Origin of the sequence: Paraburkholderia tropica, from assembly GCF_914484835.1 — a bacterium.
Classification (GTDB): Bacteria; Pseudomonadota; Gammaproteobacteria; order Burkholderiales; family Burkholderiaceae; genus Paraburkholderia; species Paraburkholderia tropica_A.
In genome coordinates this window covers 347,758-363,332 of record NZ_CAJZAR010000037.1, presented here as the reverse complement: position 1 = coordinate 363,332, position 15,575 = coordinate 347,758, and the positions used below count along the sequence as shown (strand labels likewise).

Annotated in this window: 15 protein-coding genes and 1 pseudogene; 4 read left to right on the top strand and 12 right to left on the bottom strand. The window is 66.6% G+C overall.

Annotated features, from left to right (window positions below):
- Nucleotides 1-23: 23 nt before the first annotated feature.
- Entirely contained in the window at nucleotides 24-668 is a 645-nt protein-coding gene (locus LDO54_RS09790) for a hypothetical protein (RefSeq protein ID WP_224009631.1), read from the bottom strand.
- Nucleotides 669-680: 12 nt separating this feature from the next.
- A pseudogene (locus LDO54_RS09785) lies at nucleotides 681-2,075 on the bottom strand (selenium-binding family protein).
- A gap of 302 nt (nucleotides 2,076-2,377) precedes the next feature.
- Here LDO54_RS09785 and LDO54_RS09780 point away from each other — a divergent pair.
- Nucleotides 2,378-2,671, top strand: a complete 294-nt coding sequence (locus LDO54_RS09780) for a DUF4148 domain-containing protein (RefSeq protein WP_224009629.1) — start codon at nucleotides 2,378-2,380, stop codon at nucleotides 2,669-2,671.
- 141 nt (nucleotides 2,672-2,812) lie between these two features.
- Here the strand turns inward: LDO54_RS09780 and LDO54_RS09775 are convergent, their stop codons facing one another.
- Entirely contained in the window at nucleotides 2,813-3,382 is a 570-nt protein-coding gene (locus LDO54_RS09775) for a TetR/AcrR family transcriptional regulator (RefSeq protein WP_224009627.1), read from the bottom strand.
- A 99-nt stretch (nucleotides 3,383-3,481) separates the two neighbouring features.
- Here LDO54_RS09775 and LDO54_RS09770 point away from each other — a divergent pair, with 99 nt between their 5' ends.
- The gene (locus tag LDO54_RS09770) at nucleotides 3,482-4,282 is read left to right on the top strand and encodes an SDR family NAD(P)-dependent oxidoreductase (RefSeq protein ID WP_224009625.1); all 801 of its coding nucleotides are present in this window, start codon (nucleotides 3,482-3,484) and stop codon (nucleotides 4,280-4,282) included.
- Nucleotides 4,283-4,382: 100 nt separating this feature from the next.
- Here LDO54_RS09770 and LDO54_RS09765 read toward each other — a convergent pair whose 3' ends face one another.
- The 6 genes from LDO54_RS09765 to LDO54_RS09740 form a co-directional block, all read right to left on the bottom strand.
- Nucleotides 4,383-5,879, bottom strand: coding sequence for an efflux transporter outer membrane subunit (locus LDO54_RS09765; RefSeq protein WP_224009623.1), 1,497 nt, complete (start codon nucleotides 5,877-5,879; stop codon nucleotides 4,383-4,385).
- Complete coding sequence (locus LDO54_RS09760) at nucleotides 5,876-6,853, bottom strand: efflux RND transporter periplasmic adaptor subunit (RefSeq protein WP_224009732.1); 978 nt, start codon at nucleotides 6,851-6,853, stop codon at nucleotides 5,876-5,878. The genes LDO54_RS09765 and LDO54_RS09760 overlap by 4 nt, the downstream gene beginning before the upstream one ends.
- Nucleotides 6,854-6,860: 7 nt before the next feature.
- Nucleotides 6,861-7,070, bottom strand: coding sequence for a DUF1656 domain-containing protein (locus LDO54_RS09755; RefSeq protein ID WP_224009621.1), 210 nt, complete (start codon nucleotides 7,068-7,070; stop codon nucleotides 6,861-6,863).
- 37 nt (nucleotides 7,071-7,107) lie between these two features.
- Nucleotides 7,108-9,240 (bottom strand): FUSC family protein, encoded by a 2,133-nt coding sequence (locus LDO54_RS09750; RefSeq protein WP_224009619.1) that lies wholly within the window; start codon nucleotides 9,238-9,240, stop codon nucleotides 7,108-7,110.
- 10 nt (nucleotides 9,241-9,250) lie between these two features.
- A complete protein-coding gene (locus LDO54_RS09745) occupies nucleotides 9,251-9,712 on the bottom strand; it encodes a MarR family winged helix-turn-helix transcriptional regulator (protein ID WP_224009617.1) in 462 nt (153 codons plus the stop codon).
- Nucleotides 9,713-9,956: 244 nt separating this feature from the next.
- Entirely contained in the window at nucleotides 9,957-10,664 is a 708-nt protein-coding gene (locus LDO54_RS09740; RefSeq protein ID WP_224009608.1) for an HAD family hydrolase, read from the bottom strand.
- A gap of 189 nt (nucleotides 10,665-10,853) precedes the next feature.
- On the opposite strand from LDO54_RS09740, the gene LDO54_RS09735 reads away from it, so the two are divergent.
- Complete coding sequence (locus tag LDO54_RS09735; RefSeq protein ID WP_224009606.1) at nucleotides 10,854-11,615, top strand: class I SAM-dependent methyltransferase; 762 nt, start codon at nucleotides 10,854-10,856, stop codon at nucleotides 11,613-11,615.
- A 65-nt stretch (nucleotides 11,616-11,680) separates the two neighbouring features.
- Here the strand turns inward: LDO54_RS09735 and LDO54_RS09730 are convergent, their stop codons facing one another.
- On the bottom strand, nucleotides 11,681-12,820 hold the full coding sequence (locus LDO54_RS09730; protein ID WP_224009730.1) for a pyridoxal-phosphate-dependent aminotransferase family protein: 1,140 nt from the start codon (nucleotides 12,818-12,820) through the stop codon (nucleotides 11,681-11,683).
- Nucleotides 12,821-13,189: 369 nt separating this feature from the next.
- Here LDO54_RS09730 and LDO54_RS09725 point away from each other — a divergent pair, with 369 nt between their 5' ends.
- On the top strand, nucleotides 13,190-13,585 hold the full coding sequence (locus LDO54_RS09725) for a PaaI family thioesterase (RefSeq protein ID WP_065065395.1): 396 nt from the start codon (nucleotides 13,190-13,192) through the stop codon (nucleotides 13,583-13,585).
- 104 nt (nucleotides 13,586-13,689) lie between these two features.
- Here LDO54_RS09725 and LDO54_RS09720 read toward each other — a convergent pair whose 3' ends face one another.
- Both LDO54_RS09720 and LDO54_RS09715 read right to left on the bottom strand, forming a co-directional pair.
- Nucleotides 13,690-14,484, bottom strand: a complete 795-nt coding sequence (locus LDO54_RS09720) for an ABC transporter ATP-binding protein (protein ID WP_224009605.1) — start codon at nucleotides 14,482-14,484, stop codon at nucleotides 13,690-13,692.
- 1 nt (nucleotide 14,485) lies between these two features.
- The gene (locus LDO54_RS09715) at nucleotides 14,486-15,382 is read right to left on the bottom strand and encodes an ABC transporter permease (RefSeq protein WP_224009603.1); all 897 of its coding nucleotides are present in this window, start codon (nucleotides 15,380-15,382) and stop codon (nucleotides 14,486-14,488) included.
- Nucleotides 15,383-15,575: the final 193 nt, after the last annotated feature.

Genomic DNA, 15,575 nt, shown 5'->3' with positions numbered 1-15,575 from the left:
AGTATGGCGCGATGAGCGGCGCTTCACCCCGCCGCCATCACCAACGTCCCCGTGGCCACCAGCGCGCCGCGCCATAACCAGTCGAAATTGATCCAGCCGCGCCGCAGCATTCCCAGCCCGACATACTCATAAGCGACGAGCGCGATCACTGCCGTGGTCGCGAGCGTGACGAGCGTGTGCAGCGCGGTGAACGTGAACGACACGGCCAGCGGATTCGCGCCGCCTGCCCCGCACAACGGCAGCATCGCGGGCATGAGCATGAGTCCCGCGCCATGCAGCGTCGCCATCAACGCGGACCACGCGGCGAGCCCCAGAAAACCCGCCGTCATGCCCACGCGCACGCGGTGCCGATGCCCATACACATGCTGCCAGAGCGCCCAGCCGATCAGCAGCGCGCCCAGCACCCAATGCAGCCCGCCTTGCGCGAGACGCGGCAGCCAGGCGCCGAGCAGCGCGATCGAACTCGTCAACAGCAGCACCGACGCTGCGTGTCCGAGCGCGATCGGCGGCAGCGCCATCAGAAGCGCGGCGCGATTGCGCCGTTGCAGGCCCAGCGCCGTCGCGAACAACCAGCCCATCGCCGGATTCGCGCCGTGAAAAACGCCGCTGCCGACGACGGCGCTCCAGGCCACCCAGTGCGCGTCGAAGCTGTCGAGGATGCCGCTCATCGCGCCGCGCGCTCAGGGATAGCAGTACGAATCCGACGAGCAATCGCCGCCCTCTAGCCGGATCTGATGCGGCCGATGCGTCTTCGGCCACTCGACGAAGAATTGCTCGTCGAATGCGAGGCCGCCGTCCGCGCCCGCGTCGAGCTTCACCATCCATCCGTCGATGCCTTCGGGATAGAACTGCGCATCGATCGCGCCATAGAGCGAGTTCGTGAAATAGACACGCCGTCCGTCGCGGCTCACTTCGACCATCTGCGGGCCGCCGTTGAGCGCGCGTCCGCCTGCGCGCGGATGCGTCGCGCGCGAAACGATGCCGCCGATGCGCACGCTTCCCGTGAGTTTGGGATGTTCGGGGTCCGAAACATCGTATTGCCGCAGGTCGCCGGTGCCCCAGCACGCCACGTAAAGAAAGCGGTCGTCGAGCGACAGCGCGATATCGGTCACGAGCGGCGGCACGGCGCTGAAGCCCTTGAGCATCGGCGGCAGCGATTCGGGGTCGGCGGGCTCGGCGGGAATCTCGATGATCTTGCGCGCGGCCCACTGGTCGCCGTCGAGATACCACTGTCAGATCGAGGCCGAGAGATCTTTCAGGCTGATCACGGAATTCACGAAGCCATAGGGACGCGTGGGATCGTGCGCGGGCCGCAGTTCGAAGACGAGTTGATTCTCCGCGCCGAAGTCGAGCGTCTGCTTGTGCCGACGCGTATGCAGGTCCCAGAAGTGCAGACGATGACCGTACTGCCCGCCCAGCAATACCTCAGGCACGAGGCCGTTTTCGAAGGTCGCGGGCAGGCCCCATTCGCTCGTCACGACCGTGTCGAAGCCCAGATGCCACCAGCCGTCATAGGCCAGTTCCTGCGGGCCGCGTTCGATTTCCCATTGGCCAAGAATATCGAAGCTCTCGTGGTCCATCAGGAAGATGCCGCCGGGCGCTTCGCCTTGAGCGTTCGCGAGTGCGGTCACGTAAATGCCATCCGGCCCGCAATGCACCGTATGAGGGCGCGTGTAGCCCGCGCGCTGCGCGACGCTTTCCGGTTCGTGGACGCGCACGATGCGCGGGCGGCGCGGATCGGGTTTCGTATCGACAATATGAATACGCGACGAACGCAGCCCCGGCACGACGAGATAGCGGCGCTCGGTATGCGCGTGCGGCGCATTCGGGCACAGGCACGAACTGCACGCGTTCCAGCCGAAGTGATGCAGTTCGTCGCCGGTGTTGGGCATGGCGAGCCGATGAACGATGCGGCCGAATTCCGGCGAGGCGGGATCGAGATCGACGACATCGAGCGAGTCGGGCACCGCGCTAGTGGGGTCGAAACTCGCAACCCACGCGAGTTTCTCAGGGGCCGCGTCGGCGGCCAGACGTGCTGAGGGGTAAAACGTCGGATCCGGTTTCCACGTCGCCATCGTTGTCGCCTCCTTCGTCTTCGACGAGATCGAGTGGCTATGATGCACCAGCGCGCGCTCGCGCGTATGGACCGTGTCGCCCGCCGCGCCTTATTTCATAAGGGAATAAGCTTATGTCTTAAGGAAAGAAGCGAATGCCCATGATGCAAAAGGGGATAAAAACCGTCGCGCGATTATGCGAGCCATGAAAACAGTGAATTCGTTTCGTCGACATTTATCTCGGAGGCCAGAGTTTCTAGACTTGTAATCAACGGTTCGCAGCGAGCGCTGCACCGACAAGTCAAGTTACTGGAGGTTCTGTCATGAAGTCGCTTTTCAAGGCTGCTGCGCTGGCCGCCGTGCTCGTGGTGCCCGCTGTGTCGTTCGCCCAATCGCAGCCGGGAAACGGTCCTGTCACGCGTGAACAGGTGCGCGCCGAGTTGAAGCAGCTGGAGTCGGTGGGCTGGCGCCCGAACGTCGTGTCTCCTTACTATCCTGAAGATTACCGCGCCGCACAGGCCCGCCTGGCCGCGCAAAGCGGTTATGGTCCTTCGACCGATGGCACGTCGCAAAGCGGCTCGGCTAGCTCGTATTCGCCGCCGGTCATCATGAAGTGAGCCTGAATTGCGCCCGGTATTGGCGTAATCGAATGTGTAAACGCGGTGCGTCCCAAATGGGCGCACCGCGTTTTCGCGTTCTACGGCGTTCGATTCGACCTCAGTGAAAGCGCTTTCACCGTGGTGCGATTCATCAATCGTTTAAATTGAATCGTTCTCCCGATCATCGATCCATGCGCGCGTTTCGTCGAGAATTTCGTCCGAGAGCGCGGGGTCGTCGATCAGCCGCGCGAGAATCACCGCGCCCACCATCGCCGACCAACTGCCGATGGCCGCACGCCGTGCGTGTTCGGCAGTGGAAGCGTCTCCACTCGCGGCGTTCGCCGCGCTCAAACGTTCGATCTGCTTCCTGAGTCCCGCCGCCATCACGGCGCGCGCCTCGGGCGTCTGGCGCACCGTTTCCGCGCCCAGCGCCGCAGTCGGACATCCGCCCGCGAGATTGTCGCGATGCGAGCGCGACAGATAGCGCGACGCGTAGCGCGCCACGTCCGTTTCGCCCGCGTCGCCTTGCGCGAACACGTGCGCGAGCGTTTCGGCGATCAGATCGTCCTTCGACTTGAAGTAGCCATAGAAGCCGCCGTGCGTGAGGCCGGCGGCGCTCATGACTTCCGCGACCGTGACGGCGTCGTAGCCGCGCTCGCGGAATAAACGGCTGGCCGCTTCCAGAATTTTTTGGCGATTGATCGCCACCTGCTCACGACTGACTCGCATCGCGTTCTCCGCTGCCCTAGATTTTCTGCTTGACATTATACATGACGGTCANNTGATGACCGTCATGTATAAAGATTCGATACGCGAAGGAGAGTCACCATGTCAGCAAAACCCGTTGTTCTGATCACAGGCGCATCCACCGGTATTGGCGCGGTGTATGCCGATCGTTTCGCGCAGCGCGGCCACGACCTCGTGCTGGTCGCGCGCGATCAGGCGCGTCTGGAAGCGCTGGCCGCGCGGCTGCGCGAGCGCGATGGCGTGAACGTCGAGATTCTGCGCGCCGACCTCACGCAGCACGCCGACCTCGCGCAAGTGGAAGCGCGTCTCGCGAGCGACGCGCGCATCGGCGTGCTGGTGAACAACGCGGGCACCACGGCGGCGGGCACCTTCATCGAGCAGGGCGCGGAGGTGGTGAGCAAACTGATCGATCTGAACGCCACGGCGGTCGCGCGGCTCGCTGCCGCCGTCGCGCCGCGTTTCGCGCGCGAGGGGCAGGGCGCCATCGTCAATGTGGCGTCGGTGCTGGGCCTCGTGCCCGAGTATCACGCGACGGTTTACGGCGCGACCAAGGCGTTCGTGCTGTTCCTCTCGCAAGGTTTGCACGTCGAACTCGGGCCGAAGGGCGTGTACGTGCAGGCGGTGCTGCCGGGCGCCACGCGTACGGATATCTGGTCGCACGCGGGCAAGGATGTGAACGAGTTGAGCGGCGTGATGGAAGTCGACGATCTCGTCGATTCAGCGCTCGCGGGCTACGATCGCCGCGAGACGGTCACGATTCCGCCCTTGCCCGACGAGCAGCAGTGGAACGCATTCGAAGCCGCACGTCAGGCGATGGCGGCGAACTTCGGCCAGTCGCAACCGGCGGCGCGTTATCGCGCGGCGGCGGTCGAAGCGAAGTAAGCATGCTGCGCCAAATGAAGCGAGGGCGCGCAAATCGCTTTGCGCGCCCTCGTTTTGTCGCTGCGTTGATGGCTATTTATCGCGGCATTTATTGCGGCGTCTATTGCGCGCGAACCGGTTGTGCGGCCTGCGTGCCCGATGCTGCATCGGCGGGCGCGGGCTTTTCCTGATCGGGCTGCCAGCCACCGCCGAGCGCGAGGAACAGTTTGACCTGATCGAGCGCGACCTGGCCTTCGGCCGCCGCCACCTGCGAGTGCGCCGCCGTGAGCGTGCGCGTGGCGTCGAGATCGGAGAGGAACGATTCGCGGCCCGCCGAATAGAGGCGATGCGTTTCATCGGCGGACTGCCGCGCCGAACCGTACGCGGTGCGCAGCGAATCGGCGCGTTGCGTGTCGGCGGCGTAGGTGGCGAGGCTCGATTGCGTTTCGCGCAGCGCGTTGAGCACCACGCCGTCGAAATGCGCGAGCGCGCCCGCCGTCGCCGCCTGCGCGCCGCGCACGCGCGCGCGCTGCCCGTTCGCCGGGAACGTCCAGTTGATCAGGGGTCCGAATGACCAGCTATTGGTGATCGGCGAGAACAGATCGCTCGCGATACCGACCGAGCCCACGCTCGCGCCGATGCTGATGTCGGGATACATGGCCGCCATCGCCACGCCGATCTTCGCGGTCGCCGACGCGAGTTGCCGTTCGGCTTCGCGCACGTCGGGGCGGCGGCGCAGCAGCGCCGCGCCGTCGCCGACAGGAATCGGCTGCTTGAGCTTCGGCAGGCGGTTGCAGCTGAGCACGGCGGGCGGCAGTTCTGCCGGCGGCCGCGCGAGCAGCATCGCGAGCTGATATTGCGCGATGCGCTGGCGTCCCTGGAAGCGTGGAATGTCGGCGGCGAGCGTCTGGACTTGCGTCACGCCGCGCGTCACGTCGGGCTGATTGCCGCGTCCCGCGTCGCGCAGACGTTTGGTGAGCGCCACGCGCTGCTGTTGCAGCTTCAGCGATTCCTGCGCGATGGCGAGTTCCTCGCCCGCCGAGCACGATTCGACATAGGCCTGCACGACGTCGGCGACCACGGTGATGCGCGCGAGATCGGCGGCGGCCAGCACGGCTTCGTCTTCCGCTTCCGCCGACTCCACGCCGCGGCGCAGCTTGCCGAACAGATCGAGTTCATACGAGACGTTCACGCCGAGCGAGCCGAGGTTTTCGACCGGCAGCTTGCTGAACAGCAGGTATTGTTCCGCCGATTCCTGGGCGCGCTGGAAGCCCACGGTCGCGCCGCCCGAGAAGCCGCCTTGCGCGTTGGCGACGTCGAGCGCCGCGCGCGAACGCGCGAGATTCGCGGCCGCCACGCGCAGGCTCGCGTTCGACTGGAGCGCGTCCTGCACGAGCTGATCGAGCGTGGGATCGTCGTAGAGACGCCACCAGTCGTTGGGCACCTCGCCCTGCGAAACCGGCGCCTTGTCCGCGCCCGCGATCGGCCCTTGCGCGAGCGGCGCGTTCACGAGCGCGTCGTTCGGCAGCTTGTAATTCGGGCCCAGGTTCATGCACGCGCCGAGCGCGAGCGTGAGCGGCGCGAGTGCGAACGAGCGCCAGAGACTACGGCGCGTCATTGCGAGGCTCCGCTCGCGGCCAATGCTGCGCTGGCACCCGAAGCGGCGGATGTGCCGCTTGCGCCGCTCGCGCCATTGGCGTGGTCCTTCGCGCGCGGCTTGTCGTCGGCATCGGCACGCACGGCGACCGTCGCGGTGCGGCCCGCGATCATGCGGAAGTCGTCGGGCACTTCGTCGAGCGCCACGCGCACCGGAATACGCTGCGCAAGACGCACCCAGCTAAACGCCGGGTTCACGTTCGGCAGCAGATTCGGGCTCGCCTGGCGGTCGCGGTCCTCGATAGCCGCGACGATGCTCTGCACGTGGCCGCGCAGCGGACGCGTTTCGCCCATCACTGTGATCTCGACCGGCTGGCCGATATGAATGCCGTGCAGGCGCGTTTCCTCGAAGTAACCGTCGACGCGGAACGAATGCATATCGACCACCGACAGCACCGCATGGCCCGCCGACACATATTCGCCCTCGCGCGGCGCGCGGTCGTTCAGATAGCCGTCCACGGGGCTCACGATGGTCGTGCGCTGCAGGTTCAGCTTCGCGGTATCGACCTGCACCTGGGCGTCGGCCGCGGCGGCTTCGCCTTGCTCGACGCGCGTGCGGCTTTCTTCGAGCGTCTCGCTCGCCACGAGGTTGCCGAGCGCGATGTTGCGCGCGAATTCGCGTTTGGCCTGCGCGAGCGTGGCCTTGCGCTGTTCGAGCGCGGCCTGCGAGAGACGCAGCGCGAGCGCGTAGCGCGCCTGGTCGATCACGAACAGCACCTGGCCTTTCTTGACCTGCTGGTTGTCGACCACGTCGACGTTCGTGATGAGGCCGCCCACGTCGGGCGCGACCTGGATCACGTCGGCGCGCACGTGGCCGTCGCGTGTCCACGGCGAAAACATGTAGTAGTTGACGATGCGCCACAGCACGAGCGCGGCCACGACGACGACGATGAGCGTCAGCAGGATTTGGCCTGCGGAGAACCAGGTTTTTTTCACGTTCACGTTAGTTCACGAAGCGATGCGACACGATGATGACGGCAGCCAGGACGAACACATAAATGCCGAGATCGAAGATAGAGCGATGCCAGACGAGCCGGTAAAAACCGACGCGCGTGAGCATCTTGCCGATCACGACATTGATGAGGTACGCGATCAGCATCAGCACGAGCACGGCCGGCACGAACACGCCGAAGATATCGATTTCGCCGATCATGGTGCGGGTTTGATAAAGACAGAAAATGGTTGCGCGCTCACGCTTTGCCTCCCGAGGTGTCGCCGCTCGGACGCTGGGCGACCAGCGTCGGATAGAGCGACAGACGCAGGCCGACCAGCGCATGCAGCGTGTCGCGCAGCCAGCGCTGCGAGACGCGCATGCGCGGCGGCGCGGCGTTTTCGGTCTGCGCGTCGCCGAGACCTTGCGCGATGCCGCGCGTGGCGACGCGGTGCAGCGCGTCGTCGATGGTGGCGAGCAGCGCGGGCGGCGCGTCCTGGCGCGCGCTCGCTTGCGCGCAGCGCGAGTAGTGATCGCTGACGCCCGCGAGCACGCGGTCGATGGCGGCGGGCACGTCGCCGTCGAGCTTGCGGCGCGAACGGCGCAGATCGAGCGCGTTGAGCGCGATGCGCAGATCGCGGAAGCTCTCGATCGACGGATGGCGGTGTTCGTCGGACGCCGCGAGACGCGGCAGCAACTGCATCAGACGGTCGAGCATGCGCGAAGCCAGATTGCGCTGATCGCCGAGCGGCGCGACCGACGCCGAGAGCGCCACGTCGGACCAGCTCGAACGCAGCAGGCGGCGCGCGGCGAGTTCGGCGCCGAACGGGCGCGTCACGCGCGTCCACACGTAGGCGAACAGCAGGCCCGCGACGCCCGCGATATTGCTGTTGAGGAACACGAGGAAGTCGGCCTCGTAGGCGCTCTGAATGCTGATGAAGGTGGCCGTATTCACGGCCACGAGCATCGTCACCATATTGAATTGCGGGCGCGGAATCAACGTGCCGATCAGGATGAACGGCCCCGCGAACAGCAGCACGAGCATCGGGAAGTCGTGCACCTTCGGCAGCACCACGAACAGATAGAGGCCCGCGAACACCACGCTCGCGGCGGTCGCGGCGAAGAAGCGGAACACCATCGGCGCGGGCTCGTCGAGCGCGGCGAAGAAGCAGCAGGCCACGGCCGCGAGCGTCACCGCGCCCGCGCCGTCGTGCCAGCCCGAACTGACCCAGAGCCAGCAGGCCACGAGAATTGCGCTGACCGGCACGGCGCACGAGATCAGCATCATGCCGCGGTCGTAGAAGCGCTCGGTGCCGCCCAGACGCCAGTGGCGATAGCGCGGCCGCCACGTGCCTGCTTCGTGTGCGATCAGCGCACGCAGCGAGCGGCAGTCCTGCCACACGTCGATGACCTGGCCCAGACGCCAGAGCGCGTTCGAGAGCAGCGCGCCTTCCCAGCTCGTGAGCGCGTCGTGGCCCGGCTGCAAGGCGGCGATGCGCGCGTGCAGGCTGTCCGCGACGGGGTCGCCGGCGTCGTCGCGCATCTCGGCGGCACGCGTGGGCAGCGGCGCATCGAACCATTTGGCCGCGTCGGCGAGCAGCGCGTCGAGGCCTTCGGGCCACGTATGCAGATCGCGGCGCAAGGCGAGCAGCGGATCGGCGAGCGCCGAAATCATCGGCAGAAATAGCTGCATGCGGCCGCGCAGATTCTCCGCGCGCGCGAGCACTTCAGGATGCGTGTGGTCGTAGCTCAGCTGGCTGAGCAGGAATTCGAGCTGATTGACCGTGGCCGCGAGGCGCTGGCGGCAGGCCGACAACGCCTTGCCCGTGATGTGGCCCGAGAGCGTTTCGCGGCCGTAGAAGGCGGCGTCGCGGAACCAGGCGTCGGCGCGCTCGATCAGCGTGGGCGCGAGGCGGCTCGGCAGGATGTTGCTGCCCACCACGCTCGCGCAGATGATGCCGAGCGTGATTTCCTCGGTCCGCGCGATGGCGACGTCGAACACGGTGCTCGGATCGGTCACGGTGGGCAGCGCGATCAGCGGCATCGTGTAGCCCGCGAGCATGAACACGTAGCTGCGCGCGGTGCGGTCCATGATCGCCAGATAGAGCAGCGTGCCGGTCCAGGTCGCGACGATCACGCTGAACAGCAGCGGCGTTTCGACGAAGGGCGGCACGAGCGCGATGGCGGCGGCCGCGCCGAGCGCGGTGCCGAGCGCGCGATAGAGCGCCTTCGAGCGCGTCGCGCCGACGAACGGATTCGAGACGATATAGACGCTCGCCATCGCCCAGTACGGACGCGGCAGCTGAAAGATCAGCGCGATATAGAGCGCGAGCATCGACGCGGCGAACGTCTTGACCGAGAAAAGCCAGTCGCGAAGTGAGGGGTAGGTCATGAGGCCGCTTTCAGCTTTCTGTCCGGGGCGCGCCCTCGGCCGGGTCCGGGGCGTTGAAGGCGCTGAGCACGCGCAAGGTGGCTTCGAGGTCGGCGCGGCTCACGCCCTTGAGCACGCGCGCCCGCAGATCGCGCAGATCAGCCTCGATCCGCGCGGTGACGGCGCGGCCTTCGTCGGTGAGCGAAATCGTTTTCGCGCGGCGATCGTCGGGGTCTTCGTCGCGGCGCGCGAGACCGGCGGCGCAGAGCTGGTCGAGCAGGCGCACGAGCGACGGGCCTTCGATGCCCACGTGTTCGGCGAGCGTGACCTGGCGTACGCCTTCGCCCAGACGGCCGGCGATCAGCAGCGGCGAAGCGCAGGCTTCGGAGACGTTATAGGCCGTGAGCGCGCCATGCGTCGTGCGGCGCCATTTGCGCGCGGCGAGGACGAGCGTGCTGCTGACGGCCAGTCGTAAGGTGTGAAGATTCGACATCGGCGGGATGATAGCCCAAAGCGATTTGGTAGCAAACTATCTTTTTCCGGCTGACGACGCCATCCTCGGATAGTAATCGAGCCGGCGTCTGCGTGGCGCTCGCGTGGCGTTCGTGTGACCTGTACGCCACGCTGGATCCGCCGGTTGTCTCCTGATTGGCGGCAGGGTTGCGATTGTCACACACGCTTACTTGCTTTGCAGCGGAGCGCGATGGGTTTAGGGCGTAGCGTTGGGTCCGGCGCAGTTAGCGTGCGGGCCAGCCTTGCAGCAGGGCGGGCAGCGCGGCCATGTCGGTGATGACGTGAGCGACGCCTTCGGCGCGCAGCGCCTCGGCGCTGCTGTGGCCCGGCTCGGCGGGGCTGTAGCCGATTACCGTGGCGCCCGCCGCGAGGCCCGCGCGCGCGCCGGTCACCGTGTCTTCGATCACGGCGCAGCGGCGCGGGTCCACGCCGAGCCCGGCGGCGGCCGCGAGATAGACGTCGGGATGCGGCTTGCTGCGCGGCGTTTCGTGGCCGCTATAGATATGTCCGTCGAAACAGTCGAGCAGCCCGACCTTGCGCAGTTGCAGTTCGACCTTGCGGCGATCCGCCCCCGACGCCACCGCGATGCGCCCGTCGAAGGCCGCGTGCACGGCGCGCACGGCGGCCGGCGCGCCCGGAATCTCTTCGAGGTCGCGCGCGAGCGCTTCGTTGCGGCGCGCGCGAAAGCCCACGAGCCAGTCTTCGGTGATGCGATAGCCGGTGTGGGCTTCGATGCGATCGGCCTCGTCCTTCACCATCTTGCCGACGAAGATGCGCATGGCATCGTCGACGCTGAGCGTCCAGCCCAGTTCGCCGAGCATCTGGACCAGCACGACGTGCGTGATGCGTTCGGAATCGACCAGCACGCCGTCGCAATCGAAGAGCACGGCGTCAAAAGAGAGGGCGGTAGAAAGGGCGGGAAGCGAGGACATCGTCGGAATCAGGCGCGTTGGAGGAGGCGTTTGATGGTGCGTTTGATGGCGCGTGTGAAAGCAAAATGAAATGATGAACGGGCGCGGGCCGCGTTGCAAGAGCGCGATGATACCGGGACGCGCATCGCACTGGAGTCGAAGGCACGAAACACGGGACAATGGCGGTTTCGCTTTTCCGTTCACGCCAGCATGCACAACGACCCGTCCGAACCGGCTAACGCCGCCGCCCCCGAACTGCCGGGCCGCGCCAACTACACGCAGTTCGCCGACCGCTACGCGCAGATGGCGCCCGAAAAACCGCACAACGCGCTCTACGAGCGTCCGGCCACCGAGGCTCTGCTCGGCGACGTGGCGGGACTCGCGGTGCTCGACGCGGGCTGCGGCCCCGGCATCGTCAGCGCGGAACTCGCGGGCAAGGGCGCGCGCGTGCAGGCCTTCGACGTCACGCCCGCGATGGTCGAGCTAGCGCGCGTGCGCTGCGCGGGCATGGCGGTGGAGATCGCGCAAGGCGACCTCGGCCAGCCGCTCGCCTGGCTCGCCGACGCGCAGTTCGACCGCATCGTCTGCTCGCTCGCGCTCGACTATGTCGAGCATCTGGCGCCCACTTTCGCGGAGTTTCATCGCGTCACGCGGCCCGGCGCGCAACTGGTGTTCTCGATGGCGCATCCGATGCGCGACTGGATCGACACGCGCACGCGCGGCGGCCGCGCGTACTTCGAGACCACGCGCTTCGGCCTGCACTGGGGCGGTTTCGGCGAACCGAAGCCGTATGTGGAGGCGTATCGCCGTCCGCTCGCCGATATCGTCAACGCGCTGATCGAGACGGGCTGGAGCGTCGATCGCATGACCGAACCGAAGCCCCTGCCCGAGATGAAGGACGTTGCGCCCAGACTCTACGCGGAGTTGATGCTCGCGCCCGCGTTTATCTGCATGCGCGCGCGCCGCGTGTGAGTGGCGTGATTTGACGTGATGTGATGACGTGATATGACGCGCGGCGTGCGCCTGGCGCCTGGCGATTAGCGCCGCGCGCCCGCCGCCGAAAGCGACTCTTCAAGCGCCGCGACGCCGGCAGGCAGATCCACCATCGCGCCCAGATCGCGCATCGTGCGGCCGAGCGCATGCACGGTGCGGAACAGATGGTGTTCGCGGCACTGCTCGCCCATCTGTCCGATGCGGATGATTGGCAATCCGAACGATCCGGCGATCTCCACCTGATACTGCTGCGAGATGTGATTGCACACGTCGCGCGGCGTGAGCCCGTCGGGCAGTTCGATGCCGACCACGGAATTCAGGCGGCAAAGCTCGGGCGTATAGAGCGCGAGACCGAGCGCGGCCACGCCGCTTTGCAGCGCGAGCGAGCAGCGCTGATGGCGCGCGAAACGCTTTTCGAGCGTTTCCGTGCAGACGAGCCGCAGCGCCTCGTGCAGCGCGAGCACGCCCGACACGGGCGCGGTGTAGTGATAGCCCGCCTTGTGCCAGAAGTTCTCCGCGAGCACGGCGTCGAGACACCAGTGCGTGTTCGGCGCGGTGCGCGTGCGCACACGTTCCCACGCGGCGTCCGAGAACGCGATCAGCGAGACGCCGGGAATCGACGAAAGACCTTTCTGGCCGCCCGTGATCACTGTGTCGATGCCCCACGCGTCCATCTCCAGCGGCATCGTGCTCAGCGTGCAGACGGCGTCGACCACCACGAGCGCGCCCGCCGCCTTGGCGATCTGCACGATGTCCTTGAGCTGGCGGTTCCAGACCGTGTTCGAGGTCTCGCCGTGCACGATCGTGACGATGGCCGGACGCGTGCGCTCGATGGCCTGCGCGACGGCTTCCAGCGAAGCGATCTCGCGGTCGGCGACGTCGAGCGTGGTGACGTCGGCACCGATGCGGCGCGCCATCTCCGCCATGCGGCCGCTAAAGAAGCCATTGACGATGGAGAGCACGCGCGTGCCGGGCCAGGCGAGGTTGGAGATCGCCATTTCCATGGCCGCCGAGCCGGGACCGGCCACGCCGAGCACCCAGTTCGAACGCGTCTGGAACACGTAGCGCGCCATGGTTTTCACCTGGTCGATGACGCGCGCCATGGTGTCGCCGAGGTGATTGATGACGACCGAGTTGGCCTTCGCGACGGCGTCCGGGATCGGCACGGGGCCTGCGCCCATCATGAGCAGCGGCTCGTCGGGCAGGATCTCGGTGAGCGGATCGACGCCCGGGCAAGGGACCGGCAACGCGGCGGCGGCCGCCGCTGCCGCCCGTTGCAGGGTGAGGGAGTCGGTGGGTCGCGTGTTGTCGGTCATGATGATTCCTTTTGGGACAGTGGAAAAATGCGCGCGCTCGGGCGGCAAGGGAAACGTACAGTGTTCTCCGGCGCGGCGCACAATACCATGTACAGTTGCGCGCTTTTTGCCGGAACAGTCGCGGATGCGACGCTGCAACGCGCGGCGCGGGGTTCTATAATCGGCTGCGCGGCGCGGCTTGGCAACGATGCTTCGAACCACGCCGCTTTCATCGACAACACCGGGGGGACAGCACGCATGACGCAATTCGCCGTCGACAATCCGTTTCTCGAAACGCTCGGCGTGAGCGTCGCGGCCTGGCGCGAAGGGTACGCCGAACTGCTGATGCCGATCGACGCCTCGAAGCTCAATCGCCAGGGCGTGCTGCAAGGCGGCGCGATCGCCACGCTGCTCGACGCCGCCGCGGGCTACGCGGGCCTGTTCGCCGAACTCGACGCACCCAAGCGTCATGGCTTCACACTTTCGCTGACCACCAACTATCTCGACAAGGGCCTTGGCCAGTTCGTGCGCGCCAAGGGTTTTCTCGAACGCGGCGGCCGCTCGATTTTCTTCGCGCGCGCGGAAGCGTGGGTGGACGACACGCTGCTGATCGCAAGCGCGCAAGGTACGTTCAAGTATGCGAAATCGGCTTGATTTTCGATTGATTCGATATCCGAATTAATCGTTCGGGCGTAAAAAAGCCCGCTTTCCTCGCAGAAAGCGGGCTTTTTACATGGCATCGCGCCGCGCGTCGACGATCAGCCCAGCAGCAGGGCGTCGTCGTCGAGCTGCTCGTGGCGGGTCTGCTCGAACATGCGCAGCAGGTCGGGCACGTCGAGGCCGCGGCGCTGCTCGCCGGACACGTCGAGCACCACCTGGCCCTGATGCAGCATCACGGTGCGCTGACCGTAATCGAGCGCCTGGCGCATGCTGTGCGTGACCATCATCGTCGTGAGTTTCGCTTCTTCGACGATGCGCGCCGTGAGTTCGAGCACGAACGCGGCGGTCTTCGGATCGAGCGCGGCGGTGTGCTCGTCGAGCAGCAGAATGCGCGACGGCTGCAGCGACGCCATCAGCAGGCTCACGGCCTGGCGCTGGCCGCCCGAAAGCAGGCCGATGCGGTCGGTCAGGCGGTTTTCGAGGCCCAGATTCAGCAGCCGCAGCTTGTCGCGGAACAGCTCGCGATCCTGCTTTTTCAGCGCCGAACCGAAGCCGCGCCGCTTGCCACGCGCCATCGCGAGCGCCATGTTTTCCTCGATCGTGAGCGCCTCGCAGGTGCCCGCCATCGGGTCCTGAAACACGCGTGCGACCAGATGCGCGCGGTCCCAGGCCTGCTTCTTCGTGACGTCCTGGCCGTCGATCGTGAGGGTGCCTTCGTCGACCATCTGGTCGCCGCTGATCGCATTCAGGAAGGTCGATTTGCCCGCGCCGTTCGAGCCGATCACGGCCACGAACTGGCCGGTCGGAATCTCCAGCGTGAGCCCGCGCAGCGCGCGTGTTTCGATCGGCGTGCCGGGATTGAAAGTGAGTCGAAGATCTTGTGCGCTGAGCATCTCAGGCTCTCCCGTTCTTGCGGCCAAACAGCTTCTTGCGCGTCGCGGGCAGCACGAGCGCGATCGTCACGAGCACGGCGGTCACGAGGTTCAGATCCTGCGCCTTGAGGCCGATGAAGTCGCTGTTGAGCGCGAGCGCGATGAAGAAGCGATAGAGAATCGCGCCGAGCACGGCGGCGAGCGTCGTGAGCATGAGACGGCGCGCGGGCAGAATGCTTTCGCCGATGATCACCGCCGCGAGGCCGATCACGATGGTGCCGATGCCCATCGAGATATCCGAGCCGCCTTGCGTCTGCGCGAACAGCGAACCCGCGAGCGCGACGAGCGCGTTCGACAGCGCCATGCCCGCGAGCGTGGCGCGGCCGGTGGCGATGCCCTGCGCGCGCGCCATGCGCGGATTCGCGCCGGTCGCGCGCAACGCAAGGCCGTATTCCGACGAGAAGAACCAGTCCACGCCGAACTTCGCGACGCACACGACCACGAGCAGCGCGAGCGGGCGCAGCACGTAGTCGGGCAGCCACGCGGGCTGGATCATCGTGAAGACGGTGGATTCGGTGATGAGCGGCACGTTGGGCGCGCCCATCACGCGCAGATTGATCGAGTAGAGCGCGATCATCATCAGGATGCTGGCGAGCAGGTCCATGATTTTCAGGCGCACGTTGAGCCAGCCCGTGACGAAACCGGCGGCGGCGCCCGCGAGCATCGCGCAGACGGTGGCGAGAAACGGATCGTGGCCGCTTGCGATCAGCGTGGCCGCGACGGCGCCGCCGAGCGGAAAGCTGCCGTCGACGGTCAGGTCGGGAAAGTTGAGGATGCGAAACGAGATCAGCACCCCGAGGGCGACGAGACTGAAGATCAGGCCGATCTCCAGCGCGCCCAGCAGCGAATAGAGGGACATGGGGAATCCTGTTGCGGTCTCCGGCGCGTCGATTGTGGCGACGGCGGCGGATCGGTCGCCGCACCGGCGCGCGGCCAGGGTGAGGCCGCACGCCGGTGCGTGCGCGGGGGCGCGGGTGCGCCTGGCGGGCCTTGCGGGATCGACGGCGCGCGGGCGTTTCCGATGGGAAACGTTACGTGCGCAACGTGTGCTA